The sequence below is a fragment of the Pedococcus sp. P2_E2 genome, from assembly GCF_056403955.1.
Genome location: NZ_JBFUEM010000007.1, coordinates 109,799 through 133,447, shown reverse-complemented (window position 1 = coordinate 133,447; position 23,649 = coordinate 109,799). Strand labels below are relative to the sequence as shown.

Here is a 23,649-nt window from a genome sequence, read left to right as displayed (position 1 = left end):
CTGCCTGCTACCGGCCGAGCAGTGCGTCGAAGAAGTTTCCGATGTTCTTCACGCCGTCACCCATGATCGAGGCGGACGTCCTGACGATGTCCGCTGCCTGGTCCGGGGAGGTGAAGATCGCGTAGGCGGCAAACGCGACGAGGACCCACAGCAGGATCTTCTTCACGCGCTGCATGCTCAGCTCCTCGGGAGGTCGGTCGGTCCGGATCGGTGGATGGGCACGCCTGTCAAGCGCGCCGCTGGGACCATCCTGACCGATGGCATCAGCCGAACGGGTGAGGCGCGCCGCGTGAGCCGGCCACGCGGCATACCCGGTCGGAGAGGTCAGACGACGCCGTAGAGGCGGTCGCCCGCGTCGCCGAGGCCGGGCACGATGTAGCCCTTGTCGTTGAGCCGCTCGTCCATCGCACCCGTGACGATGGTGATCGGGATGGTGAGGTCGGCCAGGGCCTCTTCCACGTGCTTGACGCCCTCGGGCGCGGCCAGCAGCGTGACCGCAGTGATGTCGTCGGCGCCGCGGTCGGCGAGGTAGCGGATGGCGTCGACGAGGGTGCCGCCAGTGGCCAACATCGGGTCGATGACGTAGCACTGCCGACCACTGAGGTCGTCGGGCAGCCGGTTGGCGTAGGTGATCGCCTCGAGCGTCTCCTCGTTGCGCTGCATGCCCAGGAAGCCCACCTCGGCGCTCGGCAGCAGGCGCACCATGCCCTCGAGCATGCCCAGGCCGGCGCGCAGGATCGGCACGATGAGCGGCTTGGGGTTGGACAGCTTGATGCCCGTGGTCGGGGCGACCGGCGTCTCGATCTCGAACGGTTCCACGCGCACGTCGCGGGTCGCCTCGTAGGCCAGCAGCGTCACCAGCTCCTCGGCCAGCCGCCGGAACGTCGGGCTGTCCGTGCGCTTGTCGCGCAGGTACGTCAGCTTGTGCGTGATGAGCGGGTGGTCGGCAACGTGGACGCGCATAGGCGAAACTTAGCGCGTGACGCCTTCAGCGCGTCCACGGCCGGGACGTGGGCTCAGCTCAGGGCGTCGCAGAGCGGCTTGACCGCGGCGGTGTTGCCGTTGACGAAGTAGTCGTCGAACCGGTGCTGCCCCGCCTGGAACTCGATCGACCCGTCGGCCTCACGGACGATGGTGCGTCCCGCGTCGACGAAGATCGTCGAGCCCGCGTCGTTGATCACGCGCAGCCGCGTGGTGATCTCCTCGGTGCCGGTGGTGTTGTCCCCGGGCACGGCCAGGTCGTGGAGGATGCGGTCGGTCTGCAGGTAGGTAGCCGACCTCCCGGTTGCCGGGTTGGTGATGGTGCCCGTCCACTCGTCGCGGAAATGCCGGCGCAACAGGTTGCCGTCCGCGTCGTAGTAGCGCTTGCCCACCACCGAACGCGTGTTGACCTCGATCAGCTCGACCGGCCCGGCAGCGGAGTCGCAGACCACGCCGTTCGGCTCGTGGTCGAGGACGACTTCGGTGAAGTGCAGGTCGCAGATGATGCTGACGCCGTTGCGGGTGCACGTGGCGTTGAAGAAGGCCGGCGGCGCCGGGGTGAGGGTCGTCGGGTCGACCGGCGCAGGAGACGCAGCTGCCGTGGTCGACCACCCCCCGGTGATGCTCATCGCGACCACCGTGACTGCCACGGCTGCGAGTCGGCGTCGTGATCCGGGCATGTTCGCCACCTCCTCCACGGGTCGCGGCCTCGTGCCGCGGCCTCAGGGACATGCTTTCCTCGCGGTGCCCGACCGACATCCGTGGAAGCCCGTAGGCGGGCGCGCGGTGCCGATCGCGGGCCATGGGCGACACTGGGCCCGTGACCTCCACCCGCGGACCCTCGGTCGATGAGCGGTATGCCGCGTGGATGGGTCTGGCGCTCGACCTCGCCGCCGCTGCGGCTCGGGACGGGGACGTGCCCGTGGGGGCCGTCGTGGTCTCGCCTGGGGGCGAGGTGGTCGGTGAGGGTCGGAACCTGCGCGAGGTCGAGGGCGACCCGACGGCGCACGCCGAGGTGGTCGCGCTGCGCGCAGCGGCGCGCTCGCTGGGGGAGTGGCGGCTGGAGGACTGCACGCTCGTGGTCACGCTCGAGCCGTGCCCGATGTGTGCGGGGGCGCTGATGCTGTCGCGCATCTCGCGACTGGTGCTCGGCGCCTGGGATCCCAAGCTCGGGGCCACCGGATCGGTCTGGGACCTGGTCCGCGACCGCCGGGCGACCCATCGCGTCGAGGTGATCGGCGGAGTGCGGGAGTCAGAGTGCTCTCAGGTGCTGCTGTCATTCTTTGAGGAACAGCGGGCGGCCGGCCGGATCGCGGTCGCGCCGACCACCATCAGGTCGGCACATGAGGGCGAACAGGAAGCAGGGGCGTGAGCGGGCTCATCAACGACCTCGTCAACCAGGTGCTCGGGGCGCCCCCGTGGCTGGTCTACCTGATCGTGGCGCTGGTGGTGTTCGCCGAGGACGCGCTGTTCGTGGGGTTCGTGCTGCCCGGGGAGACGCTGGCCATCATCGGCGGCGTGACCGCCAGCCTGGGGCACACGTCGCTGGCCTGGGTGCTGGTGGTGGTCATCCTCGCGGCGGTCATCGGCGACTCGGTGGGTTATGAGATCGGCCGGCTGTTCGGGCCCCGTGTCATGGGTCTGAAGATCCTGGAGAGGCGGCAGGAGCGGCTGGAGTCGGCGCAGGACTTCCTGCGTCGCCGGGGTGGGTCGGCCGTGTTCCTGGGCCGGTGGACCGCGTTCTTCCGGGCCGTCATGCCGGCGCTCGCGGGACTCTCCGGCATGAAGTACCGCGTCTTCCTGCCGTGGAACGCGATCGGCGGGATCGCCTGGGGCGCCACGGCAGTCACGGCCGGCTATCTCGCGGGCGAGTCCTACCACCGGGTCGAGAAGTGGCTCGGTCGCGGCGCTGCCGGCGTCGTCGGGCTCATCGTGGTGGTGGCGATCGCCGTGTGGGCGATCCGCCGCCACCGCGCCCAGTCCAGCTCGGCCTGACCGACGAGTTCACCCACTGGTCGTCTCATCCGCAGGTTGCCGTTCACCTTGCGAGGAGAGGCTCTCCTGTCCCCTCTGACAGGAGTCCCCATGCGCCGCCCGCTCATCACCGTCGCCACCTGCGCCACCGCCCTCCTCGCGCTGGCCGCGGCTGCCCCGGCGGCCCAGGCCGTCGACGGCCAGCAGAAGCCCGGGCACGAGACCTTCGCCGTGATCGGCGACGTCCCCTACGGCGCCGCCCAGGTGGCCAAGTTCCCCTCGTGGATCGACCAGATCAACGCCGACCCCGACGTCGAGCTCACCTTCCACGTGGGCGACGTCAAGAACGGCTCCACCCGGTGCGACGACGCCTACTACCGGATGATCCGGACCCAGTTCGACCGGTTCGCCGACCCGCTCGTCTACACGCCGGGCGACAACGAGTGGACCGACTGCCACCGCACCAACAACGGGGCCTACCAACCGCTCGAGCGCCTCGCGTTCGACCGTGCGGTGTTCTTCGACAAGCCGGGGACGACGCTCGGGGCGCCCGCCACGGTCTCGGTGCCGGACGCGGCATACCCGGAGAACGTGTCCCTGCGGCGCGCGGGCGTCGACTTCGCCGTGCTCCACGTCGTCGGGTCGAACAACGACCTCCAGCCGTGGACGGGCATCGGCAACACGACGGCCACGCCGGCGCAGGTCGCCGAGGAGCAGGCGCGGATGGCGGCCTCGATCTCGTTGCTGCACCACACCTTCGCCGATGCCCGCAAGCGCCACGACCGGGCTGTCGTCGTCCTCCAGCAGGCCGACATGTTCGACCCGACCTACACGCCGACGGTCAAGGACATCTCGGCGTTCCAGCCGCTGGTGCAGGCCCTCGTCGACGAGACGAACGCGTTCCCCGGCGACGTCTTCCTCGTCAACGGCGACTCACACATCTACAACTCCGACCGCCCGCTGGCGCCGGGGTCGGTGTGGTTGGACCGGTATGGCGTGACGGGTTCGGCCGCGGGCCTGGAGCGGATCACGGTGGACGGGTCCGACAACAACAAGGATTGGCTCAAGGTGACCGTCAACCGGCCCGGTGCCGCGGCCACGCTGAGCTGGACCCGCATCCCCTACGCCGGCTGACCCCGTGTTGCGTTCGAGGTGAACGCGCCGGAGATCACCGGCGTGTTCACCTCGAATCGGTGGCAGTGGCCTTCGGCATGAGCAGTGCGGCGACGATCGTCACGAGTGCGGCGACCAGCACGCCGACGAACACCGCGGTGCCGGCGTCGGCAGCGGTGCCGGGGTCGGTCTCAGGACGTCCGGAGCGGGCGATGACGCCGTTCGCGACGGCGCCCAGGACCGCCGCGCCCAGCGCGCTGCCGATGGAGCGAGCGAACAGGTTGGTGCCCGTCGCGACCCCGCGTTCGTGCCACTCCACGCTGGCCTGCGCCGCGATGAGCGACGGGCTCGCAACCAGTCCCAGGCCGAGACCGGTGACGAAACAGGTCGCCGCGACCACGGCCACCGAAGGGTGCTGCGACAACAGGGCGAGCGTGCCGGTGCCCACGACGACGAGCGCCATGCCGACCAGGATCGCCGGCCGGAACCCGAACCGCAGGTAGAGCAGGCGTCCTGAGAACGTGGCGGCGATCGGCCAGCCGATGGTCAAGGCCGCGAGGGCGAGACCGCCGACGAGGGGGTCGATGCCCAGGGAGTTCTCGAGGTAGGTCGGGACGAACGACGTGAGGCCGATCAGGATCACGCCGACGCCCAGCGCCAGCATCGTCGTCGTGGCGAGCAGGCGGCGGCTCAGCACCCACAGGGGCAGGACGGGCTCCGCCGCTCGGCGTTCGGCGAGGAGGAACGCGACCAGGAGCAACGATCCGCCGCCCAGGACGCCGAAGCTGGTGGGCGACGACCACGGCCAGGCCTGGCCACCCTCCAGGATGCCGAGGATGAGCAGCGACATGGCGACGGTGAGCAGTGCGGCGCCCGCAAAGTCGATGCGGTGCGCCTTACGCTCGACGCGCTCGTGGAAGTCGCGGACGATGAGGGTGCCGGCCAGCAGGCACAGCGGCACGTTGACGAAGAAGATCCAGCGCCAGATGCCGAGCTGGGAGAAGATCCCGCCGAGGGTGGGGCCGACGACTGACGACACCGCCCAGACGCTGGCGATGTAGCCCTGGGCCTTGGCGCGCTCCGCAACCGTGTAGATGTCGCCCGCGATCGTGATCGCCATCGGCTGCACGGCGCCGGCGCCGAGTCCCTGGACCGCGCGGAAGACGATGAGCGAGGTCATACTCCAGGCGAAGCCGCACAGCACCGACCCGGCGAGGAACAGGCCGATCCCGAACAACATCAGCGGCTTGCGCCCGACGATGTCGGCGAGCTTGGCATAGATGGGGACCGACACGGCCTGCGCCAGCAGGTAGACCGAGAACAGCCAGGGGAACTGCGAGAAGCCGCCGAGGTCGCGCACGACTGATGGCACGGCCGTGGCGAGGATGGTCGCATCCATGGCGATGAGCCCTGTCGAGACCATCAGGGCCAGCAGGATGGGCCCGCGGTCCGAGCGCAGGCCCACTCCAGCGGTGCTCGTGGTCGTGGAGGTCATCTCCGGTGACAAGTGCCCGGGGACGCCGCGCATTCCCCCGACAATCCTCCGGTATGCCGGCTGCGCGCCTTCCGAGGGCGCCTGGCGGGCGGTCTCGGGGCGATTTCGTCGCCGTCGGCCGCTCTAGTAACCTGCTCCGCGGTGGCGTGTCCGAGCGGCCTAAGGAGCACGCCTCGAAAGCGTGTGTGGGGGAAACTCCACCGTGGGTTCAAATCCCACCGCCACCGCCATGGTGATGTCTCAAGACATCGGCAAGGCCCCGAACCCTCAGGGTTCGGGGTTTCTTGCTGTCTGGGGTTGATCCCTTAGGGGTCGCTGCCCACGTCGGACAGGGGTTCCGACGTGGGCAGCTGGCGCCGTGCGTGTGGCGTTGCGCGAACGCTACCCGCAGGGCCGGTCTGGTTGCATACCGCAACCGGACTAGTGCAGGAACGGGTGGCCCGGCACTGTGACTGGTGCAAATGGTGCGCCACGTGGAACGGTGGGGGCGTGATCCCGGAGTCAGTCGAGCCAGCAGCCCCCACTCCGGTGTTCTTCCTCGCCGGCGGCACCGGGATCTCGGCCGAGACGCTGGGAAACATGATGTTGCAGCAGTTTCCCTCGGTCACCTTCACCCGGCGCAAGATCCCGTTCATCACCACGGTGGAGCAGGCGCAGCAGGTCGTCCTCGAGCTGGACGCCGCGGTCACGGACTCGGTGGTGCCCCTGGTGTTCTCGACGGTCTCGGACGAGGACATCCGGGCCGAGCTGCAGACGACGCAGTGCGCCTTCATCGACCTCTTCGGCTCCCATCTCGACACCGTCGAGCGGGTGCTGCACGTCAACGCAACGCACGGTGTCGGTGCCCTGCACGGCGTCGGGGACAAGGGTCGCTACGACGCCCGGATGAAGGCCATCGAGTTCGCCATGGAACACGACGACGGGGCGAGCCTGCGCAACCTCGAGCAGGCGGACCTGATCCTCGTGGCGCCCTCGCGGTGCGGCAAGACGCCCACCTCGATGTACCTCGCCCTCCAGCACGGCCTCAAGGTCGCGAACTACCCGTTGGTCGACGAGGACTTCGATGCGGGCGGCATACCCCGTCCGATCCGCGGGCTCGTGGACCGGTGCTTCGGGCTGCTCTCCACCCCGGCGCGGCTCAGCCAGGTGAGGGGCGAGCGGCGGCCGGGCTCGACGTATGCCAGTCTCGCCCAGTGCAGCTTCGAGCTGCGCCGGGCCGAGGCGCTCTATCGTGCGCACCGGATCCCCGCCATCAACTCGGCCTCGATGTCGGTCGAGGAGATGGCAGCCGTCATCATGCAGAACAGTCGCCTCGACAATCTTGCCTAGGAACCCTCGCGGCCCCCGCCGCCCGTCGAAAGGATCGCCGTGACCGGCAACATCTCCTGGTTCAAAGACCTCGGGTTGGGGGACGTCGAGTCCGTGGGTGGCAAGAACGCCTCGCTCGGCGAGATGGTCCAGCACCTGTCGAAGGCAGGAGTGCGGGTCCCTGACGGCTTCGCCACCACGGCCGACGCCTACCGCCGCTTCCTGGCCCACGAGGGGCTCGCCGACCGGATCAGCGCGACGCTGGCCGACCTCGATGTCGAGGACACCCGATCGCTGGCCGAGGCCGGCGCGCAGATCCGTGACCTCGTCGAGGAGCAGCCGTTCCCGGAGGACCTCGAGGCCGACATCCGCGCGGCCTACGAGCAGCTCGTGGGCGGCGCCCCCGGCGAGGTGAGCTGGGCCGTGCGCTCCAGCGCCACGGCCGAGGACATGCCGGACGCGTCCTTCGCGGGACAGCAGGAGACGTTCCTCAACGTGTTGGGGATCGACAACATCCTGCTGGCGATCAAGAAGGTCTTCGCCTCGCTCTACAACGATCGCGCGATCGCCTACCGCGTGCACAGCAGCTATGACCACGACGTCGTCGCGCTGTCGGCGGGTGTGCAGCGGATGGTGCGGTCCGACATCGGGTCCTCCGGTGTGATGTTCACCATCGACACCGAGTCCGGCTTCCCGGATGCGGTGTTCATCACCAGCAGTTACGGCCTGGGTGAGGCGGTCGTGCAGGGTGCGGTGAACCCGGACGAGTTCTATGTCTACAAGCCGGCGCTGAGGGCCGGGCGACCGGCGATCCTCAAGCGTGGTGTGGGCAGCAAGGCCACCAAGATGGTCTACACGCAGGACTCCGCGGTGGGTCGCTCGATCGACTTCGTGCCGGTCGACGAGGCCGACCGGGGCCGGCTGAGCCTGACCGACGACGAGGTCACCGAGCTCGCCGTTCACGCCCTCAAGATCGAGGAGCACTACGGCCGCCCGATGGACATCGAGTGGGGCAAGGACGGCGTCGACGGGCAGCTGTACATCCTGCAGGCCCGACCCGAGACGGTGAAGTCGCGGCAGTCCGGATCGACCCTGCAGCGGTTCCGCATGGATGAGCGGGGTCCGGTCATCGCCGAGGGTCGGGCGATCGGGCAGAAGGTCGGCGCGGGTGCGGTGCGGGTGTTGACCAGTGCCGAGTCGATGCACGAGTTCCAGCCGGGCGAGGTGCTCGTCGCCGACATGACCGACCCCGACTGGGAGCCGGTCATGAAGCGCGCCAGCGCCATTGTCACCAACCGTGGCGGCCGCACCTGCCACGCGGCGATCATCGCCCGCGAGCTCGGCATCCCCGCGGTGGTCGGCACCGGTTCGGCCACGACCTCACTGTCCGACGGGCAGGAGGTTACGGTGTCCGCAGCCGAGGGCGACACCGGCTTCGTCTACGACGGCCTCCGGGCGTTCTCGGTGACCGAGACGGCCTTGGACGACATGCCGGACGTGGCGGTCAAGATCATGATGAACGTGGGCACGCCGGACCAGGCGTTCGAGTTCTCTCGCCTGCCGCACAAGGGAATTGGGCTCGCCCGGCTCGAGTTCATCATCAACCGCCAGATCGGCATCCACCCCAAGGCGTTGCTCGAGCTCGAGGACCAGGAGCCCGCGATCAGGGCCGAGATCGAGGCGCTCATCGCGGCCTACGACGGCCCGCGCGACTACTTCGTCAAGCGCGTCGCCGAGGGCGTCTCCATGCTCGCGGCCGCGTTCGCGCCCGAGCCGGTGATCGTGCGGATGAGCGACTTCAAGTCCAACGAGTACGCCCACATGCTCGGCGGCGAGCGGTACGAGCCGAACGAGGAGAACCCGATGATCGGCTACCGCGGCGCGGCGCGCTACCTGTCACCGGAGTTCGCCGACTGCTTCGCCATGGAGTGCGAGGCTCTGCGACTGGTGCGCGACGAGATGGGCCTGACCAACGTCAAGGTGATGATCCCCTTCGTCCGCACGTTGAAGGAGGCAGAGGGCGTCATCGACCTGCTCGGCCAGAACGGACTGCGCCGCGGCGAGAACGACCTCCAGGTCGTGATGATGTGCGAGGTGCCCTCCAACGCCGTCAACGCCGACGCCTTCCTCGACCACTTCGACGGGTTCTCCATCGGGTCCAACGACCTCACCCAGCTGACCCTGGGCCTGGACCGCGACTCGGCCCTGGTGGCTGGCGGCTTCGACGAGCGCGACCCCGCCGTGAAGAAGATGCTCACCATGGCGATCGAGGCCTGCCGGGCCCGGGGCAAGTACGTCGGGATCTGCGGCCAAGGACCCTCGGACCACCCCGAGCTCGCCGACTGGCTGATGGACCAGGGCATCGAGTCGATGTCCCTGAACCCCGACACCGTCGTCGAGACATGGTTGCGACTGGCCAGGCGTGAGGCTCCTGAGGCTCTCGTGGAGAACTGACGTCGGGCGTCCTGTCCGTTCGGGCGATTCGGGAATGAACGCCCGGCCCGATAGGGTTGCAACCACTGCGTGCGCACCGTCGTGCACCCAAGGTCGTCTGCTCCGCGCCCCAACTACTGGTTGGCGCCGTCAGCTCACAGGTTCGTGAGTGGTTCAGCATCTTCGGCCACTCCCTACTTCTGATGAGGCTTTCCTTTGTCTACGCACCACACACCTGTGCCCTTTGCCGACCTCGGCATCCCGGCTCGCGTCGTCGCAGCCCTTCGTGAGCGCGGCATCGACACCCCGTTCCCGATCCAGGCCGCGACGCTGCCTGACTCCCTCGCCGGCCGCGACGTCCTCGGCCGTGGCCGCACTGGCAGCGGCAAGACGGTCGCGTTCGCGCTGCCGACCATTGCGACCCTCGCCAAGTCCGGTCGCCGTCGCGCACCGCACACCCCGCGTGCGCTCGTCCTGGTCCCCACTCGTGAGCTGGCCATCCAGGTCGCCGAGACCATGACGCCCCTCGCGGCGGCCATGGAGCTGCGCACCATGACGATCTTCGGCGGCGTGGGCCAGAACCCGCAGGTCTCCGCGCTGCGTCGCGGCATCGACATCGTCATCGCGACCCCCGGACGGCTCGAGGACCTCATCGGTCAGGGACACGTGCGCCTGGGCGAGATCGAGGTGACCGTCCTCGACGAAGCGGACCACATGGCCGACCTGGGCTTCCTCCCCGCAGTGAAGCGCCTGCTCGACGCCACCCCGCGCGACGCTCAGCGTTTGCTCTTCTCCGCGACGCTCGACAATGCGATCGACCAGCTGGTCAAGCGCTACCTGCACAACCCGGTCACGCACAGTGTCGACAGCGCCGCCTCGCCGGTGCCGGCGATGACCCACCACCTGTTCAACGTGTCGCGCGACAACAAGCCGGCTGTCGTGCGGGAACTCGTTGCAGGACAAGGCCGAACCCTCGCCTTCACCCGCACCAAGCACGCTGCCAAGAAGCTGGCCAAGCAGCTCACCGCGTCGGGCATCCCGGCGGTCGACCTGCACGGCAACCTGTCCCAGAGCGCCCGTCAGCGCAACCTCGCCGCCTTCAGTGAGGGCTCGAGCCGGGTGCTGGTGGCCACCGACATCGCGGCCAGAGGCATCCACGTCGACGACGTCACCCTCGTCGTGCACGTCGACCCGCCGGCCGAGCACAAGGCCTACCTGCACCGTTCGGGCCGGACCGCCCGGGCCGGTGCCGAGGGCGTCGTCGTCACCGTCAGCACCCCCGAGGAGCGCGGCGACACCCGCACCCTCATGCGTCAGGCCGGCATCAAGCCGACCGCCGTCGACGTCGCGCCCGGCCACCCCGCCATCGGTGACCTGACCGGCCCGTTGGCCGAGCTGGTCACCCCTGCGCCCGTGGTCGAGCAGTCGGGCAACGGCAACGGTGGCCGCTCGCAGCGTGGCCGTGGCGGCTCCGGCGCGCCCCGCCAGGGCGGCTCCGGCCGCTCGTCCGCAGGCAGCGCCGGTCGTGGCGCCGCCGGCGACGCTCGTGGCCGTCGCGGAGGCACGCAGTCCTCGGGCACCGAGTCCTACCGCACCGAGACCCCCAGGTCGCAGGGCTCCCGCTCGTCGGGCGGCTCCTCGCAGCGCAGCTCGGGCTCGCGGCAGGGCGGCGGCTCGCAGGGCACCTCGCGCTCGGGCGGCGGCATCGCTGCCTTCTCCGCCGGTCGCGGCAGCCGCTGACCCGGAAGGGGTGAGCACGCGGCATACGTGCAGCGGCGAGGTGTCCCCGCTGTTTGGCGGAGCGATGCTCCGGCCGCCAGTGGGACGATGGTCGCCATGGCGTCGCACGACGTTCGAGACCCAGGCGTCCTGGCTCGGGGTGGGCTGAGCGCCGCGCTGCTCCTGGGCGCCGGCGTCAGCGTCGCACTGGGTGCCTACGCCAAGGTGCACCCGCCGAGCTCGCGACCGCTGGTCACCCTGGGTTTCTCGGGCATGCTCCAGATGAAGGTCTGGCTCGGCACCCTCGCCGTCGTCCTCCTGGTCGTGCAGCTCCTCACCGCCCTGTGGATGTGGGGTCGCCTGCCGCGAGCCGGTGCGGCACCCGACTGGGTTGCGCCCGCCCACCGGTGGAGCGGGAGCGTCGCGTTCGTGGTCACGCTCCCCGTCGCCTTCCACTGCCTGTGGGCCCTGGGCTTCGGGGTCGCCAGCCCACGGGCGGTCCTCCACGGCGTCGCCGGGTGCCTGTTCTACGGGGCGTATGCCGCGAAGATGCTCGGTCTGCGCCTCCGGGGAGCGCCCGGCTGGGCACTGCCCGTGCTCGGCGGCACCGTGCTCGGCTCACTCGTGGTCACGTGGCTGAGTGCCGCCCTCTGGTTCTTCACCCGTTCCGGCCTGCCGCTGTTCTGAGAGGAGTCCTCCGTGGCGATCCAGCCGCTCTCGCGTCGATCCGCGCTGCGAGGCGCAGCGGTGGCGGGCGTCGCCGCCGTGGTCGGCTTCGCGGTGGCCCGCGCCGGTCGTGCCGGTGCACCCGGACCCGGGACGGCGGCCAACGCCTACGGCCCGGGCGCCCCCGACCAGGAGCGTGAGCTGGCTCGGCTCGATGAGGTGCCGAGGAGCGGAGGGGTGGTCGTGGAGGGCGACAAGGTCGTGCTCACCCGGGGGACGGACGACGTCGTCCACGGGTTCTCGGCGATCTGCACCCATCAAGGGTGTCCGGTGTCATCGGTCGCAGCAGGGGCGATCGTGTGCCCGTGCCACGGCAGTCGCTTCGACGCCACCACGGGCGCGGTGCTCACCGGCCCCGCCACCCGTCCCCTGCCGCCCGTCGCCGTGGTCGTGCGCGACGGCGTCGTCTACTCGACCACCTGAGGAGAGGCCATGTCGCGTCTCTGGTCCGTGCTCCCGACGCTGCTGTGGCTCGCCGCCACCGGCTTCGCGATCGGCGCCCTCATTGCCCTCTCCTGATCCGCCCTCTCCTGATCCGCCCTCTCCTGAGCCCACCGCTGCCACCTAGGGCGAGAGCGGCTCCTCGTCCTCCCACTCCTCGGCGGCGATCACCTTGAGCACCGCGTTGATCAGGCCCAGGTGGGTGAACGCCTGGGGGAAGTTCCCCAGGTGACGCCCGCTCGCTGCGTCGATCTCCTCGGCATACAGGCCCAGCGGCGTCGCGAGGTTGAGCAGGCGCTCGCACAGGCGACGCGCACGCGGCTTCTCGCCCACGATCGCCAGGCACGACACCAGCCAGAACGAGCAGATGGTGAACGTGCCCTCCTCACCTGACAGCCCGTCGTCGGTCTCCTCCACCCGGTAGCGCAGCACCAGCCCGTCGTCGGTGAGCTCGTCCGCGATGGCGACCACGGTGTCGTGCAGCCGCGGGTCGTCAGGCGGGAGGAAGCCGACGAGGGGCATGAGCAGGTTCGAGGCATCGAGGGCGTCGGTGTCGTAGTGCTGGGTGAAGACGCCCCGCTCGTCGACTCCATTGGTGCAGATGTCGGCGTGCATCTCGTCCGCGGCCTCCTGCCAGCGCTGCGCGAGCTCGAAGTTCTCGCGCACGTGCGCGAGCTTGGCGCCACGGTCGGCCGCCACCCAGCACATGACCTTCGAGGAGGTGAAGTGCTTGGGGTCGCCGCGCACCTCCCAGATGCCGCGGTCCGGCTCACGCCAGTGCTCGATCGCTGCCTCGACGAAGCCGGAGAGGATTGGCCACAGCCGCTCGTCCAGGGTGTCTCGCGACTTCGTGTGGATCCACACCGAGTCGAGGATGGCGCCCCAGACGTCGTGCTGCTTCTGGTCGAACGCACCGTTGCCGATCCGGACCGGTCGCGCACCGTCGTAGCCCGTGAGGTGGTCGAGGGTGCTCTCGGACAGGTCCTTCTCCCCGTCGATGCCGTACATGATCTGCAGCCCGTCGGAGGCTTCGGCGAGGTCGGCGATGAACCAGAAGAAGTCGCTGGCCTCCCAGTCGAACCCCAGGGTGTCCAGGGCCCAGAGAGCCAGCGTCGAGTCGCGGATCCACGTGTATCGGTAGTCCCAGTTGCGTTCTCCCTTGGGCGTTTCCGGCAGCGACGTCGTGGGCGCGGCGATCAGGGCGCCCGTCGGCGCGTAGGACAGACCCTTGAGGGTGAGGGCGCTGCGCTCCAGGTGGGTCCGCCACGGGTGGTCGGGGAACTTGCCGCGGGCCAGCCAGTGCTGCCAGTGGTGGGCCGTCCACACCTGCCGGCGGTAGGCGTCCTCGAACGTCTGCGGGGGGTCGTGCTCGGTCCACGAGAGGGCGGCGTAGTGCGTGTCACCCTCCTTCATGAGCGTCCGCACCGTGGCCTGCGGTCCCTCGATGCCCAGGCGCATGTCCGTGGTGAGGCGGACCTTGAGCTCGCCGCCGTCGCCCTCGGCGACGGCCGAGTGGTAGTCGTCGCCGTAGAACGACCAGATCGCCTGCTGCCGGCCGTAGTCGAAGACGGGCGAACAGTTGAGCGCCAGCTGAACCTCGCCGTTGACGCACCGGATCGTCCGCAGCAGCACGTGCTCGGCGTCGTAGTCGGTGGGCGCCCTCCGGTAGCGGTGCGCGCGCTCGGTCTCGTGGTGCCACGGCCCCATCAGCAGGGCGTCGCGCACGATGATCCAACCGCTCGGCGTCCCCCACGAGGTCTCCAGGATGATCGTCCCGGGGAGGTAACGGCGTGCGGTCGGGACCAGCATGTCGGCCGGCCCGAGCCGGAAGCCGCCGGCGTCCCGGTCCAGGATCGAGCCGAACACGCTCGGAGAGTCCATGCGCGGCAGGCACATCCACTCGACGTTGCCGCTGGGGGCGATGAGCGCCGTGACCTGGCAGTCGGAGATGAACGCGTAGTCACCTATGCGGGGGAAGGGCGAGCGCACGATCCGCTGCTCGCCTGCAGCGCGTCGGCGCTGCTCGCCTCCGGCGTCGGCGGGTGAGCCAGCGGGAGAGACGGTCGCAGTCATTGCCGCACCTCCTAGTGGGCGAAGGGGCGCCCTCAGTCGCAGGATCCCGCAGTTTCGTGGTCCGCGCCATGGCTCGTTCGTGACCCAGGGTGACCAGCTGGCGGATACACCCGAGGAGGTATGCCGCGGTGCCCCCTGTGGGGGACGCCTCCCGTGCGCGGGGTTCCCTACGCTGGCGGTATGCGTGAGCCCGCCGACCTGCCCTGGGATCCCCCGTGGATTCGTGGCCGGGAACAGTGGGCCCATCGGAGCGCGCCGCGGGTGGGGCGGTACGTCCTGGCCTTCGTGGTCGGTGTAATCCAGCTCGGCGGCAGCGCGGGTGCCTCGCACGCCCAGCCCGACCGGAGGTCGCTCGACGTACTGGCTGTCGTCCTGCTCCTCGTCGCCCCGCTGGCGATCACGGTGCTCCGCCGGTTCCCCGTCCAGAGCATGGCCGCCATTGCCCTGGCATCGGCCCTCTACCTTTCTCGCGGCTACGCCTACGGGCCGGTCTTCCTCGGCCTCGCGATCGGGCTCGTGGCCACCGTCGTCCGCGGTCACCGGATCGTCGCCTGGCTGGGCGCGGCCGTCGTGCTCGCCGGTGACGCCGTGGGCCGCCTCGCGTTCGACACGGCCACGTGGTCGTGGCCTGCGCAGGGCGCACTGCTCGCCTGGACCCTGGTGGTGCTCGCGGCCGGCGAGGTGGTGCACAGCTGGCGGGAGCGAGCGGCGACCTTCCGGCAGGTGGCGCGTGAGACGAGGCTTCGGCAAGCCGGTGAAGAGCGACTGCGGATCGCGCAGGACCTGCACGACGTCGTGGCGCACCACATGTCGCTCATCAACGTCCAGGCCGGGGTCGCCCTGCACCTGGCCGACCGACGGCCCGAGCAGGTCGAGCCCGCCCTCGTCGCCATCCGCGACGCGAGCAAGGAAGCGCTGGGCGAGCTCAGGGCCCTCATCGACGTCCTGCGCCTCGACGGTGCGCCCGCGCCGCGCTCTCCGGTGGCCAACCTCGCCGGCCTCGACGACATCGTGGAGCGGAGCGGTCATGCGGGGCTGCGGGTCACCAAGACGGTGACCGGGCAGCCGAGGCCACTGTCCGCCGCAGTGGAGCTCGCGGCATACCGGATCGTGCAGGAGGCGATCACCAACATCGTCCGGCACGCGCAGGCGACGCGGGCCACGGTGTCCCTCCACTACGGTGAGGACATGCTCTCGGTCACGATCGAGGACGACGGCCACGGAGGCGCAGGGTTGTCGAACCTGGTGCAGGGCAACGGGATCAGCGGCATGCAGGAACGCGCTCGTGCCCTGGCTGGCGAGCTCCGCGTTGCTGCCGCGCCGGGTGGTGGCCTGCGCGTCGAGGCGGACCTCCCGACGGGTGGCCCGCGGTGATCCGGGTGGTGCTGGCCGACGACCAGGCGCTGCTCCGGGCAGGGATCCGCGCGCTGCTCGACGCCGAGGACGACATCGACGTGGTGGGCGAGGCGGCCGACGGCGCCGAGGCGGTCGCGGTCGTCCGTGCGACCGAGCCCGACGTGGTGCTCATGGACATCCGGATGCCCGGCACCGATGGACTGGAGGCCACTCGCCAGATCGCTGCCGACGACCGACTCTCGGGCACGCGGGTGGTCATGCTGACGACGTTCGACCTCGACGAGTACGTCTTCGAGGCGGTCCGGATCGGGGCCAGCGGCTTCCTCGTCAAGGACACCGAACCCGCCGAGCTGCTGCGCGGGATCCGTGCCGTCGCCGCCGGTGACGCCCTGCTGAGCCCTGGCGTCACGCGGCGGCTCATCGGGGAGTTCGCCACCCGCAGCCGACCCCACGCGTCGCCGGCTGCCGACCGCCTCGGCGCGCTGACGGAGCGGGAACGCGAGGTCGTCGCGCTCGTCGGGGAGGGCCTGACCAACGACGAGATCGCCCGACGGCTGTTCCTCAGCCCGGCGACCGCCAAGACCCACGTCAGCCGGTCGATGGTCAAGCTCCAGGTCCGTGACCGCGCCCAGCTCGTGGTGCTGGCCTACGAGTCCGGTCTCGTCCGCCCGGGCTGGTCGGAGTAGCTGCGCGCTGGAGTAGCCGGGCAACCACCGGCTACACCAGCGGGAGCAGTCGAGGTGTCGCCCCGCGTGGGATTCGAGAAGGGCTGTCCCGTCGAAGGATTGGGTCGTCAGCCCAATCCGACCAAGGAGTCACCATGACGACCCTCATCGCCAGCGCCGCGACCGCGGCCACCCTCGCCGCGAATGACGACCACTGGAACGGCCCGGGCCCCTGGTGGCCCCTCTTCCCCCTCGTGTGGCTGTTGTTCATCGTCGGCATCTTCGCCGCGTTCCGCTTCTTCGGGATGCGTCGCTGGAGGCAGTTCCAGGGCCACGCCGGGACGCGCGCCGGGGAGGCCAAGCTCGCCGAGCGCTACGCCGCCGGCGAGATCGACGAGCAGGAGTACGAGCGCCGGCTCGCCACGCTACGGCGAATGGGCGCGACGGACTGACGGGGTGACGAATCATTGCCAACCCCGTTGGGAGGGAAGACAATCGAAGTGTTCGGCCCGCCTCGGATCGACGGACCAACTTCAAGGAAAGCTGGTTGTGACAACCATGAAGCGATGGACCCATCCACAGGATCTCGTTGCTCTGATCGCTGGCGCCTACGCAGCCCTATCGCCGTTGTGGACCACCACGACGACGCGGGCGACCACAACCATGGTCGTGCTCGGTGCCATCACCGCCCTCCTCGCCCTCGCCGAGCTGTTCAGGCCGGACATGATGTCCGTCGAGGGGCTCACGGCCCTCATGGGCGCCTGCATGATCGCCGCCCCCTGGGTGATGGGGTTCAGCGGCACCCGGCCGATCTCGTGGACCGCGTGGATCGTCGGTGCCGTCGTCCTCGTCGTCGGCGCCGCCGATCTGCAGGTCACCAGATCGCACCACAGGGGCACCATGGCGACCTCGCACTAGGGGGCCGTCACACGACGCTCAACAACGCCAGCGCATAGGCGCACTCGGGGTCGGGGTCACTGAAGGTGCCCCGGCCCCCTTCGCTGTCCACCTGCACGATCCAGTCGTTGCCGTCGCGGTGCAGCCCCACGAACCGGTCGCCGAGCAGGACCCGCAGCTGGTCCTCCCGCGGCATCCACAGAGCGGTGTCCAGGGTGACGGAGTCCAGTGCCCACTCGGTGGTGCCGTTGAAGCCGAGCAGCGGCTGTCCCTTGAACGTGTGCACGTCGATGGTCAGGTGGCTGATCCAGAACACCTCACCCACGATGTTGGGCTGGTCGATCGTGAACCGGTCGCCCGGCATGGGTTCCCAGAGCACCCCGCCCTGGCTGAGGCTGCGTGACAGCTCGACCGTGATCATGGGCCGAGCCTACGACGCAGAGGTACGCCGCGCGGCCGGGCGCGCACGCGGCATACCTCCGTCGGTGGTGACCTCACAGGAGGTCGAAGGCGCGCAGCTCGTCCTCGGACATCAGCCGCGAGCGGATGAGGAAGCGAACGCCCTCGGGGGCTTCGACGGAGAAGCCGCTGCCCCGTCCCTTGACCACGTCGACCGTGAGGTGGGTGTGCTTCCAGTAGGCATACTGCGACAGGGACATCCAGAACTCGACCGGGTCGAGGATTCCGCCCACGGCGAGCTCGGCGAGCAGCACGTCGGCGTCGCCGGTCATGAACTCCCCTGCGGGGTAACACATCGGGGAGCTGCCGTCGCAGCACCCGCCGGACTGGTGGAACATCAGGGGGCCGTGCTTCGCGGTGAGGCGGCGGAGCAGGTCCGCCGCCTCACCCGTGAAGTCGACCCGGCTGTGCTGGGTCGTGTCCACGCCGGCCTAGAAGAACCCGAGCGCGTCGGGCGAGTAGGAGACGAGGAGGTTCTTCGTCTGCTGGTAGTGGTCGAGCATCATCTTGTGGTTCTCACGGCCGATGCCGGACTGCTTGTAGCCACCGAACGCCGCGTGGGCGGGGTACTGGTGGTAGCAGTTGGTCCACACGCGCCCGGCCTTGATGCCGCGCCCCATCCGGTAGGCCCGTGAGCCGTCGCGGGTCCAGACGCCGGCCCCGAGTCCGTAGAGGGTGTCGTTGGCGATCTCCAGCGCCTGGGCCTCGTCGGTGAAGCTGGTCAGCGAGACGACGGGTCCGAAGATCTCCTCCTGGAAGACCCGCATCGAGTTGCTGCCCTCGAACACGGTCGGGGTCACGTAGTAGCCCTCGGCCAGGTCGCCGTCGAGGATGTTGCGCTCACCGCCGGTGAGGACCTTGGCGCCCTCCTGCCGGCCGATGTCGAGGTAGGACAGGATCTTCTCGAGCTGGTCGTTGCTTGCCTGGGCGCCGATCATGGTGGTCGTGTCGAGCGGGTTGCCCTGGGTGATCTTCTCCACGCGCTCGATGGCATCGCCGACGAAGTCGCTGTAGATCGATTGCTGCACGAGCGCCCTCGACGGGCAGGTGCAGACCTCGCCCTGGTTGAGGGCGAACATCGAGAAGCCCTCGAGCGCCTTGTCGTAGAACGCGTCGCTGCTCTCGGCGACGTCGTCGAAGAAGACGTTCGGGCTCTTGCCGCCGAGCTCCAGTGTCACCGGGATGATGTTCTGCGAGGCGTACTGCATGATCAGCCGGCCCGTCGTCGTCTCGCCGGTGAAGGCGACCTTGGCGACCCGGGGGGATGACGCGAGGGGCTTGCCCGCCTCGACGCCGAACCCGTTGACCACGTTGAGGACCCCGGCCGGGATGAGGTCCCCGATCAGCTCCAGCACCTTGAGGATCGACCAGGGCGTCTGCTCGGCCGGCTTGAGCACCACGGCGTTGCCAGCGGCCAGAGCGGGGGCGAGCTTCCAGGTGGCCATGAGGATCGGGAAGTTCCAGGGGATGATCTGTGCGACCACGCCCAGGGGCTCGTGGAAGTGGTAGGCGACGGTGTTCTCGTCGATCTCGCTGCTCGAGCCCTCCTGGCCGCGCAGCACCCCGGCGAAGTAGCGGAAGTGGTCGATGGTGAGCGGCAGGTCGGCGGCCAGGGTCTCGCGGACGGGCTTGCCGTTGTCCCAGGTCTCGGCGATGGCGAGCATCTCGAGGTTCTCCTCGAGCCGGTCGGCGATCCGGTTGAGGACCAGCGACCGCTCGCCCAGCGAGGTCTTCCCCCACGCGGGCGCCGCGGCGTGGGCGGCGTCCAGGGCCGCCTCGATGTCCTCGGCGGTCCCGCGGCCCACCTCGGTGAAGGCCCGTCCGGTGACGGGTGAGATGTTCTCGAAGTACTCGCCCTTCTTGGGCTCGACCCAGTTGCCGCCGATGAAGTGCCCGTAGCGCGGCTCGACCGTGACCTTCGAGCCCTCGGTTCCGGGGGGTGCGTAGACCGTCATCGCTGTTCTCCCAACGTCTTTGGTGGTGCCCCGCTGTGGGGTTGGGCTGACGTTAGGCAGCGCAACGTTGCGACGACGTTGCACGCTGAGAGCGACCGGCAGGTATGCCGCGCGGCGCGCAGGCGTCAGAGGCCGTGCTCGCGGTCGAGGCGGGCGAGCTGTCCGGCGACGAGGGGGCGCAGGGGCGACGACGCGGTCAGGCAGGCCATCTGCGCCGTCCACATCTCGTAGTCGTCCGCGCCCCAGGCCGACCGGGTCCAGGTGGACATGAGGTCGGGTTCGCGGCTGGCGAGCACAGCCCGTCGCAGCTGCCCCTCGACGTTGCTGCGCAGGCGCCTGACGCCGGGTGCGCTCGAGTGGGGCAGCAATGGGCCGCGGTAGGACCGCAGGGCGACGTCGACCGACCCCGCGGCCAGGTGCGCCTCGACCGCGAGCCAGTCGGCGGTGACCTCGGCGGCCAAGCGGTACGGGCGCGAAGGGAGCACGTCCTCGCCCAGCAGTGTGCGGAGCCGGTTGAGCTCGGCCCGCAGCGTCGAGGTGGTCACGTCGTCCTCGTAGAGGAGTACGGCGAGCTCGTCGCCCGAGAGACCTCGTGGTGCGGCAGCCAGCAGGAGCACGATCTCGCTGTGCCGAGGGCTGAGCCGCAGCGTCCTGCTCGCACCGCGACCGTCGTCGACCGTGAGCAGCGCGTCGTTGCGGCCGAGTCCGTGCAGCGACAGGACGATTCCCGCATGGCTGGGTCGCGACGAGTCCTTGGCGCGGGTCATCAGCTCCCGAGCGAGCTCCGCCTCCGCCATTCGCGCCGCGGCCCGCACCATCGCCATCGTCTGCGGCACGACGATCTGCTCGCCGCCGGTGATGTCGAGGACGCCCAGCAAGGTGGCCGTGGTGGGGTCATGGATCGGGGTGGCCGCGCAGCTCCAGCGCTGCACCGACCGGCGGAAGTGCTCAGCCCCGATGATGTTGACGGGCTGGTCGAGGGCCAGCGCCATGCCCGGCGCGTTGGTCCCGGCGAGGCGTTCGTCCCAGTTGCTGCCCTCGACGAAGCCGATGCTCTCGGCCCGGCGCAGCACGCTCGGGGTGCCGCACACCCAGAGCAGCTGGCCGGCGGCGTCCGAGACGGCCATGATCGCGTCGCAGTCGCGCGCTGCCCGGCCGAGCACGTCGTCGAGCAGTGGGAAGACCTGGGCCAGCGGATGGGCCTCGCGGTGGTCGCGCAGGGCGTCCGCGGGCAGCGTGATCGGCGCCTCCATCCGGTCGGCCTCCACGCCGGCGGCAGCAGACCTCACCCAGGAGTCCGCCACCTGGGCGCGGACGGCCGTCATCGGTTCCACCTCGTCAGTGTGCGGGGCGCCGCCACGCCTGTCACCGGCCGTCCCGAGAGTTGAGGCGAGCGGGCGGTTCGACCCGACAGGCGGTCGACGTGAGCGTGTTCGGCGCGGCCCGACGAGACTCGGCGAGACTCGGCGAGACGCAGCGCGGCTCAGCAGCCGGACGAGCTGGGTGCGGTCGTGGTCGCCGCCGCCTTGGGAGGTGCCGTCAGGGCGGTGAACCTTGCGCCCAGCACGAGGTCGACAGAGGAGTCCGTGCGACTGTCCTTGATGCCCTTGGATCCCTTGACCAGGGCCAGCACGAGCTTGGCCGACGTGGTCCCCGTGGCGCCGTAACGCACCTCCGCCGCGACGGCGACCTTCTTCTGGAGCGGGTCGTTGCTCACGGCCGCAACCTTGAAGCCACGCTTGCGCACGTCGGAAGCGGTCTTGGCGGCCAGTCCCGTGCGGTCCGTCGCGTTGTAGACGTTCACCGTGACCTGTGACGGGACCCTCACGGTGGAGGTCGCCGTGCAGGTCGAGGTCGGTGCCGCGCGGGGCTTGTTGCTGTCCTGGAAGTACGAGTACGCGTACCAGAAGGCGAAGAACAGCATGAGCGTGACGATCCCGAGCGTGATGAGTGCGCGGCGTCGGCGGGCACGGCGGGTGCGCGAGGCACCGGCCTCCACGACGTAGCTCATTCGCCCACCTCCACCCGCGGGTCCTGCGTGCGTGGGGCCCGTGCGGCCCCCCGCTGCGTGGGGTCAGTCAAGCACGAGGACGCGCGCGTGGAGGGTAGGACGCTGTTGAAGGGCGGCACGCAGTGCGCGGTGCAGGCCGTCCTCGAGGTAGAGCGTGCCCTCCCACTCGACCACGTGGGCGAAGAGGTCCCCGTAGAACGTGGAGTCCTCGGCAAGCAGGTGGCCGAGGTCGAGGGTGCGCTTGGTGGTGACGAGCTGTTCGAGGCGCACGAGGCGCGGTGGCACGTCGGCCCAGTCGCGGGGCGTCTGTTTTCCGTGGTCGGGGTACGGCCTGCCCTCGCCCACCTTCTTGAAGATCACCCAGCCACCATAGGCGTATGCCGCGCGGTCGGCCCTTCACGTCTCGTTCCACCTGCCCCAGCGTGTGTGGGCCGCACTAGAGTGCCGAAGGTGACCGAGAACGCGACGCCGGAGCAGCCGGCCACGTCCACTCCCCAGCTCGACGAGATCCGCGCGGGGTACTCCTTCGCGGGTGGCGCGCTCCACTTCGGGGCCGCTGTCGTCGACGGCGTGGCCCATCCTGACGCACCGGTACGCATCCCGCTGTCGACGCTCAACCGGCACGGCCTCGTGGCCGGCGCGACAGGCACCGGCAAGACCAAGACCCTTCAGCTCATGGCCGAGCAGCTGTCCGGCCAGGGCGTGCCGGTCTTCCTCGCCGACATCAAGGGTGACCTGTCCGGCATGGCCACCGCGGGGACGGCCAACGACCGGATCACCGCCCGCGCGACGGACGTCGGGCAGCAATGGGTCGGCACGGCATACCCGACCGAGTTCCTGTCGCTCGGTGGACTCGGCAACGGCATCCCCATTCGCGCCACGATCACGTCGTTCGGACCCACGCTGCTGTCAAAGGTGTTGGGGCTCAACGAGACCCAAGAGTCCAGCCTCGGACTGGTGTTCCACTACGCGGACAAGAACGGCCTCGCGCTCCTGGACATCAAGGACCTCCGCGAGGTCATCGCCTTCCTCAACTCCGACGAGGGCAAGGCTGACCTGAAGTCGCTCGGCGGGCTGTCGTCGGCGACGGCCGGGGTGATCCTGCGTGAGCTGATCTCGTTCTCGGACCAGGGCGCCGATGCCTTCTTCGGTGAGCCGGAGTTCGATACCCAGGACCTGCTGCGGACCGCTGCGGACGGCAAGGGCCTCGTCACGTGCCTCGAGCTGCCCGCCGTCCAGGACCGGCCCGCGCTGTTCTCCACGTTCCTCATGTGGCTGCTGGCCGACCTCTTCCACGACCTGCCCGAGGTGGGGGACGTCGACAAGCCCAAGCTGGTGTTCTTCTTCGACGAGGCCCACCTGCTGTTCAGCGACGCGAGCAAGGCGTTCCAGGACGCGATCGAGCAGACCGTGCGACTGATCCGCTCCAAGGGCGTCGGCGTCTTCTTCGTGACGCAGTCACCCAAGGACGTGCCCGGCGACGTCCTGGCCCAGCTCGGGAACCGGGTGCAGCACGCGCTGCGGGCCTTCACGCCCGACGACGCCAAGGCCCTCAAGGCGGCTGTGTCCACGTATCCGCACAGCGGCTACGACCTGGCCGAGTTGCTGACCTCGCTCGGCACGGGCGAGGCCGTGGTCACCGTCCTGTCCGAGCGGGGCGCCCCGACACCTGTCGCGTGGACCCGGATGATCGCGCCGCAGTCGCTGATGGCCCCGTCCGACGAGGCCACCGTGAAGCAGATCATCGCGGCGTCGCCCCTGTCGTCGAAGTATGCCGAGATGGTCGACCGCGAGTCCGCCTACGAGAAGCTCCAGGCGCGACTGCAGCAGGCGCCCACTCCCGAGGAGGCCCCGGCTCCCAAGGCTCCGGCTCCGAAGGCCCCGGCACCGGAGCGCGCTCCGCGGGCACCGAAGGAGGAGCCGGGCATCGTCGAGCAGGTCGTGAGGTCGAGCGCCTTCAAGTCGGCACTGCGTTCGGCCGGCACGGTGCTCGGCCGCGAGATCACCCGCTCGATCTTCGGCACCGCCCGCCGCTCCCGCTGA

General features: G+C 69.9%; 24 protein-coding genes and 1 tRNA gene. 14 read left to right on the top strand and 11 right to left on the bottom strand.

Going from position 1 to position 23,649, the window contains the following annotated elements; all coding sequences use genetic code 11:
• Nucleotides 1-7 precede the first annotated feature (7 nt).
• The 3 genes from AC1DWR_RS16115 to AC1DWR_RS16105 form a co-directional block, all read right to left on the bottom strand.
• The gene (locus AC1DWR_RS16115; protein WP_477617180.1) at nucleotides 8-175 is read right to left on the bottom strand and encodes a hypothetical protein; all 168 of its coding nucleotides are present in this window, start codon (nucleotides 173-175) and stop codon (nucleotides 8-10) included.
• Nucleotides 176-324: 149 nt separating this feature from the next.
• The gene (gene upp, locus AC1DWR_RS16110; RefSeq protein WP_477614495.1) at nucleotides 325-963 is read right to left on the bottom strand and encodes a uracil phosphoribosyltransferase; all 639 of its coding nucleotides are present in this window, start codon (nucleotides 961-963) and stop codon (nucleotides 325-327) included.
• A gap of 53 nt (nucleotides 964-1,016) precedes the next feature.
• Nucleotides 1,017-1,661 (bottom strand): hypothetical protein, encoded by a 645-nt coding sequence (locus tag AC1DWR_RS16105; RefSeq protein ID WP_477624768.1) that lies wholly within the window; start codon nucleotides 1,659-1,661, stop codon nucleotides 1,017-1,019.
• Between the two features lie 188 nt (nucleotides 1,662-1,849).
• On the opposite strand from AC1DWR_RS16105, the gene AC1DWR_RS16100 reads away from it, so the two are divergent.
• The 3 genes from AC1DWR_RS16100 to AC1DWR_RS16090 all read left to right on the top strand — a co-directional run bounded on the left by AC1DWR_RS16100 (nucleotide 1,850) and on the right by AC1DWR_RS16090 (nucleotide 4,089).
• Entirely contained in the window at nucleotides 1,850-2,353 is a 504-nt protein-coding gene (locus AC1DWR_RS16100; protein ID WP_477624865.1) for a nucleoside deaminase, read from the top strand.
• The gene (locus AC1DWR_RS16095) at nucleotides 2,350-2,976 is read left to right on the top strand and encodes a DedA family protein (protein ID WP_477614497.1); all 627 of its coding nucleotides are present in this window, start codon (nucleotides 2,350-2,352) and stop codon (nucleotides 2,974-2,976) included. The genes AC1DWR_RS16100 and AC1DWR_RS16095 overlap by 4 nt, the downstream gene beginning before the upstream one ends.
• 90 nt (nucleotides 2,977-3,066) lie before the next feature.
• Nucleotides 3,067-4,089 carry a metallophosphoesterase gene (locus tag AC1DWR_RS16090; RefSeq protein ID WP_477614498.1) on the top strand — a complete coding sequence of 341 codons (1,023 nt, stop codon included), beginning with the start codon at nucleotides 3,067-3,069 and terminating at the stop codon, nucleotides 4,087-4,089.
• A 46-nt stretch (nucleotides 4,090-4,135) separates the two neighbouring features.
• Here the strand turns inward: AC1DWR_RS16090 and AC1DWR_RS16085 are convergent, their stop codons facing one another.
• Nucleotides 4,136-5,563 (bottom strand): MDR family MFS transporter, encoded by a 1,428-nt coding sequence (locus AC1DWR_RS16085; protein ID WP_477624767.1) that lies wholly within the window; start codon nucleotides 5,561-5,563, stop codon nucleotides 4,136-4,138.
• A 140-nt stretch (nucleotides 5,564-5,703) separates the two neighbouring features.
• Here AC1DWR_RS16085 and AC1DWR_RS16080 point away from each other — a divergent pair.
• The 6 genes from AC1DWR_RS16080 to AC1DWR_RS16055 all read left to right on the top strand — a co-directional run bounded on the left by AC1DWR_RS16080 (nucleotide 5,704) and on the right by AC1DWR_RS16055 (nucleotide 12,172).
• Nucleotides 5,704-5,793, top strand: a tRNA-Ser gene (locus tag AC1DWR_RS16080).
• Nucleotides 5,794-6,052: 259 nt separating this feature from the next.
• On the top strand, nucleotides 6,053-6,892 hold the full coding sequence (locus AC1DWR_RS16075; protein WP_477614500.1) for a pyruvate, water dikinase regulatory protein: 840 nt from the start codon (nucleotides 6,053-6,055) through the stop codon (nucleotides 6,890-6,892).
• A gap of 39 nt (nucleotides 6,893-6,931) precedes the next feature.
• Complete coding sequence (ppsA, locus tag AC1DWR_RS16070) at nucleotides 6,932-9,325, top strand: phosphoenolpyruvate synthase (RefSeq protein ID WP_477624766.1); 2,394 nt, start codon at nucleotides 6,932-6,934, stop codon at nucleotides 9,323-9,325.
• Between the two features lie 195 nt (nucleotides 9,326-9,520).
• The gene (locus tag AC1DWR_RS16065; RefSeq protein ID WP_477624765.1) at nucleotides 9,521-11,044 is read left to right on the top strand and encodes a DEAD/DEAH box helicase; all 1,524 of its coding nucleotides are present in this window, start codon (nucleotides 9,521-9,523) and stop codon (nucleotides 11,042-11,044) included.
• A gap of 96 nt (nucleotides 11,045-11,140) precedes the next feature.
• Nucleotides 11,141-11,710 (top strand): DUF6529 family protein, encoded by a 570-nt coding sequence (locus AC1DWR_RS16060; RefSeq protein WP_477624764.1) that lies wholly within the window; start codon nucleotides 11,141-11,143, stop codon nucleotides 11,708-11,710.
• Nucleotides 11,711-11,722: 12 nt separating this feature from the next.
• Nucleotides 11,723-12,172, top strand: coding sequence for a Rieske (2Fe-2S) protein (locus tag AC1DWR_RS16055; RefSeq protein ID WP_477624763.1), 450 nt, complete (start codon nucleotides 11,723-11,725; stop codon nucleotides 12,170-12,172).
• 141 nt (nucleotides 12,173-12,313) lie between these two features.
• Here AC1DWR_RS16055 and AC1DWR_RS16050 read toward each other — a convergent pair whose 3' ends face one another.
• Nucleotides 12,314-14,263, bottom strand: a complete 1,950-nt coding sequence (locus AC1DWR_RS16050) for a glycoside hydrolase family 15 protein (RefSeq protein WP_477624762.1) — start codon at nucleotides 14,261-14,263, stop codon at nucleotides 12,314-12,316.
• 180 nt (nucleotides 14,264-14,443) lie between these two features.
• Here AC1DWR_RS16050 and AC1DWR_RS16045 point away from each other — a divergent pair, with 180 nt between their 5' ends.
• The 4 genes from AC1DWR_RS16045 to AC1DWR_RS16030 all read left to right on the top strand — a co-directional run bounded on the left by AC1DWR_RS16045 (nucleotide 14,444) and on the right by AC1DWR_RS16030 (nucleotide 17,202).
• Complete coding sequence (locus tag AC1DWR_RS16045; protein ID WP_477624761.1) at nucleotides 14,444-15,637, top strand: sensor histidine kinase; 1,194 nt, start codon at nucleotides 14,444-14,446, stop codon at nucleotides 15,635-15,637.
• Nucleotides 15,634-16,305: a response regulator gene (locus AC1DWR_RS16040; RefSeq protein ID WP_477624760.1), complete on the top strand. Its 672-nt coding sequence runs from the start codon at nucleotides 15,634-15,636 to the stop codon at nucleotides 16,303-16,305. The genes AC1DWR_RS16045 and AC1DWR_RS16040 overlap by 4 nt, the downstream gene beginning before the upstream one ends.
• A 134-nt stretch (nucleotides 16,306-16,439) precedes the next feature.
• The gene (locus AC1DWR_RS16035) at nucleotides 16,440-16,736 is read left to right on the top strand and encodes an SHOCT domain-containing protein (RefSeq protein WP_477624759.1); all 297 of its coding nucleotides are present in this window, start codon (nucleotides 16,440-16,442) and stop codon (nucleotides 16,734-16,736) included.
• 106 nt (nucleotides 16,737-16,842) lie between these two features.
• The gene (locus AC1DWR_RS16030; RefSeq protein WP_477614509.1) at nucleotides 16,843-17,202 is read left to right on the top strand and encodes an SPW repeat domain-containing protein; all 360 of its coding nucleotides are present in this window, start codon (nucleotides 16,843-16,845) and stop codon (nucleotides 17,200-17,202) included.
• Nucleotides 17,203-17,209: 7 nt separating this feature from the next.
• Here AC1DWR_RS16030 and AC1DWR_RS16025 read toward each other — a convergent pair whose 3' ends face one another.
• From AC1DWR_RS16025 to AC1DWR_RS16000, 6 genes are all read right to left on the bottom strand, one after another.
• Entirely contained in the window at nucleotides 17,210-17,602 is a 393-nt protein-coding gene (locus AC1DWR_RS16025; protein ID WP_477614510.1) for a hypothetical protein, read from the bottom strand.
• 73 nt (nucleotides 17,603-17,675) lie between these two features.
• On the bottom strand, nucleotides 17,676-18,065 hold the full coding sequence (locus AC1DWR_RS16020) for a DUF779 domain-containing protein (RefSeq protein WP_477614511.1): 390 nt from the start codon (nucleotides 18,063-18,065) through the stop codon (nucleotides 17,676-17,678).
• A gap of 6 nt (nucleotides 18,066-18,071) precedes the next feature.
• Nucleotides 18,072-19,595, bottom strand: coding sequence for an acetaldehyde dehydrogenase ExaC (gene exaC / locus AC1DWR_RS16015; protein ID WP_477614512.1), 1,524 nt, complete (start codon nucleotides 19,593-19,595; stop codon nucleotides 18,072-18,074).
• Nucleotides 19,596-19,720: 125 nt separating this feature from the next.
• On the bottom strand, nucleotides 19,721-20,920 hold the full coding sequence (locus tag AC1DWR_RS16010; RefSeq protein WP_477624864.1) for a GAF domain-containing protein: 1,200 nt from the start codon (nucleotides 20,918-20,920) through the stop codon (nucleotides 19,721-19,723).
• A 158-nt stretch (nucleotides 20,921-21,078) separates the two neighbouring features.
• On the bottom strand, nucleotides 21,079-21,606 hold the full coding sequence (locus AC1DWR_RS16005) for a LytR C-terminal domain-containing protein (RefSeq protein WP_477624758.1): 528 nt from the start codon (nucleotides 21,604-21,606) through the stop codon (nucleotides 21,079-21,081).
• A 63-nt stretch (nucleotides 21,607-21,669) separates the two neighbouring features.
• The gene (locus AC1DWR_RS16000) at nucleotides 21,670-21,966 is read right to left on the bottom strand and encodes a type II toxin-antitoxin system VapB family antitoxin (RefSeq protein ID WP_179421136.1); all 297 of its coding nucleotides are present in this window, start codon (nucleotides 21,964-21,966) and stop codon (nucleotides 21,670-21,672) included.
• A 90-nt stretch (nucleotides 21,967-22,056) separates the two neighbouring features.
• On the opposite strand from AC1DWR_RS16000, the gene AC1DWR_RS15995 reads away from it, so the two are divergent.
• On the top strand, nucleotides 22,057-23,649 hold the full coding sequence (locus AC1DWR_RS15995) for a helicase HerA-like domain-containing protein (protein ID WP_477614514.1): 1,593 nt from the start codon (nucleotides 22,057-22,059) through the stop codon (nucleotides 23,647-23,649).

Excerpts from the sequence above, each read along its gene's own strand:
- AC1DWR_RS16115 (WP_477617180.1), bottom strand. The coding sequence starts at position 175 with ATGCAGCGCGTGAAGAAGATCCTGCTGTGGGTCCTCGTCGCGTTTGCC.
- upp (WP_477614495.1), bottom strand. The coding sequence starts at position 963 with ATGCGCGTCCACGTTGCCGACCACCCGCTCATCACGCACAAGCTGACG.
- AC1DWR_RS16105 (WP_477624768.1), bottom strand. The coding sequence starts at position 1,661 with ATGCCCGGATCACGACGCCGACTCGCAGCCGTGGCAGTCACGGTGGTC.
- AC1DWR_RS16100 (WP_477624865.1), top strand. The coding sequence starts at position 1,850 with ATGGGTCTGGCGCTCGACCTCGCCGCCGCTGCGGCTCGGGACGGGGAC.
- AC1DWR_RS16090 (WP_477614498.1), top strand. The coding sequence starts at position 3,067 with ATGCGCCGCCCGCTCATCACCGTCGCCACCTGCGCCACCGCCCTCCTC.
- AC1DWR_RS16085 (WP_477624767.1), bottom strand. The coding sequence starts at position 5,563 with ATGACCTCCACGACCACGAGCACCGCTGGAGTGGGCCTGCGCTCGGAC.
- AC1DWR_RS16060 (WP_477624764.1), top strand. The coding sequence starts at position 11,141 with ATGGCGTCGCACGACGTTCGAGACCCAGGCGTCCTGGCTCGGGGTGGG.
- AC1DWR_RS16050 (WP_477624762.1), bottom strand. The coding sequence starts at position 14,263 with ATGACTGCGACCGTCTCTCCCGCTGGCTCACCCGCCGACGCCGGAGGC.
- AC1DWR_RS16045 (WP_477624761.1), top strand. The coding sequence starts at position 14,444 with ATGCGTGAGCCCGCCGACCTGCCCTGGGATCCCCCGTGGATTCGTGGC.
- AC1DWR_RS16035 (WP_477624759.1), top strand. The coding sequence starts at position 16,440 with ATGACGACCCTCATCGCCAGCGCCGCGACCGCGGCCACCCTCGCCGCG.
- AC1DWR_RS16030 (WP_477614509.1), top strand. The coding sequence starts at position 16,843 with ATGAAGCGATGGACCCATCCACAGGATCTCGTTGCTCTGATCGCTGGC.
- AC1DWR_RS16025 (WP_477614510.1), bottom strand. The coding sequence starts at position 17,602 with ATGATCACGGTCGAGCTGTCACGCAGCCTCAGCCAGGGCGGGGTGCTC.
- exaC (WP_477614512.1), bottom strand. The coding sequence starts at position 19,595 with ATGACGGTCTACGCACCCCCCGGAACCGAGGGCTCGAAGGTCACGGTC.
- AC1DWR_RS16010 (WP_477624864.1), bottom strand. The coding sequence starts at position 20,920 with ATGACGGCCGTCCGCGCCCAGGTGGCGGACTCCTGGGTGAGGTCTGCT.
- AC1DWR_RS16005 (WP_477624758.1), bottom strand. The coding sequence starts at position 21,606 with ATGAGCTACGTCGTGGAGGCCGGTGCCTCGCGCACCCGCCGTGCCCGC.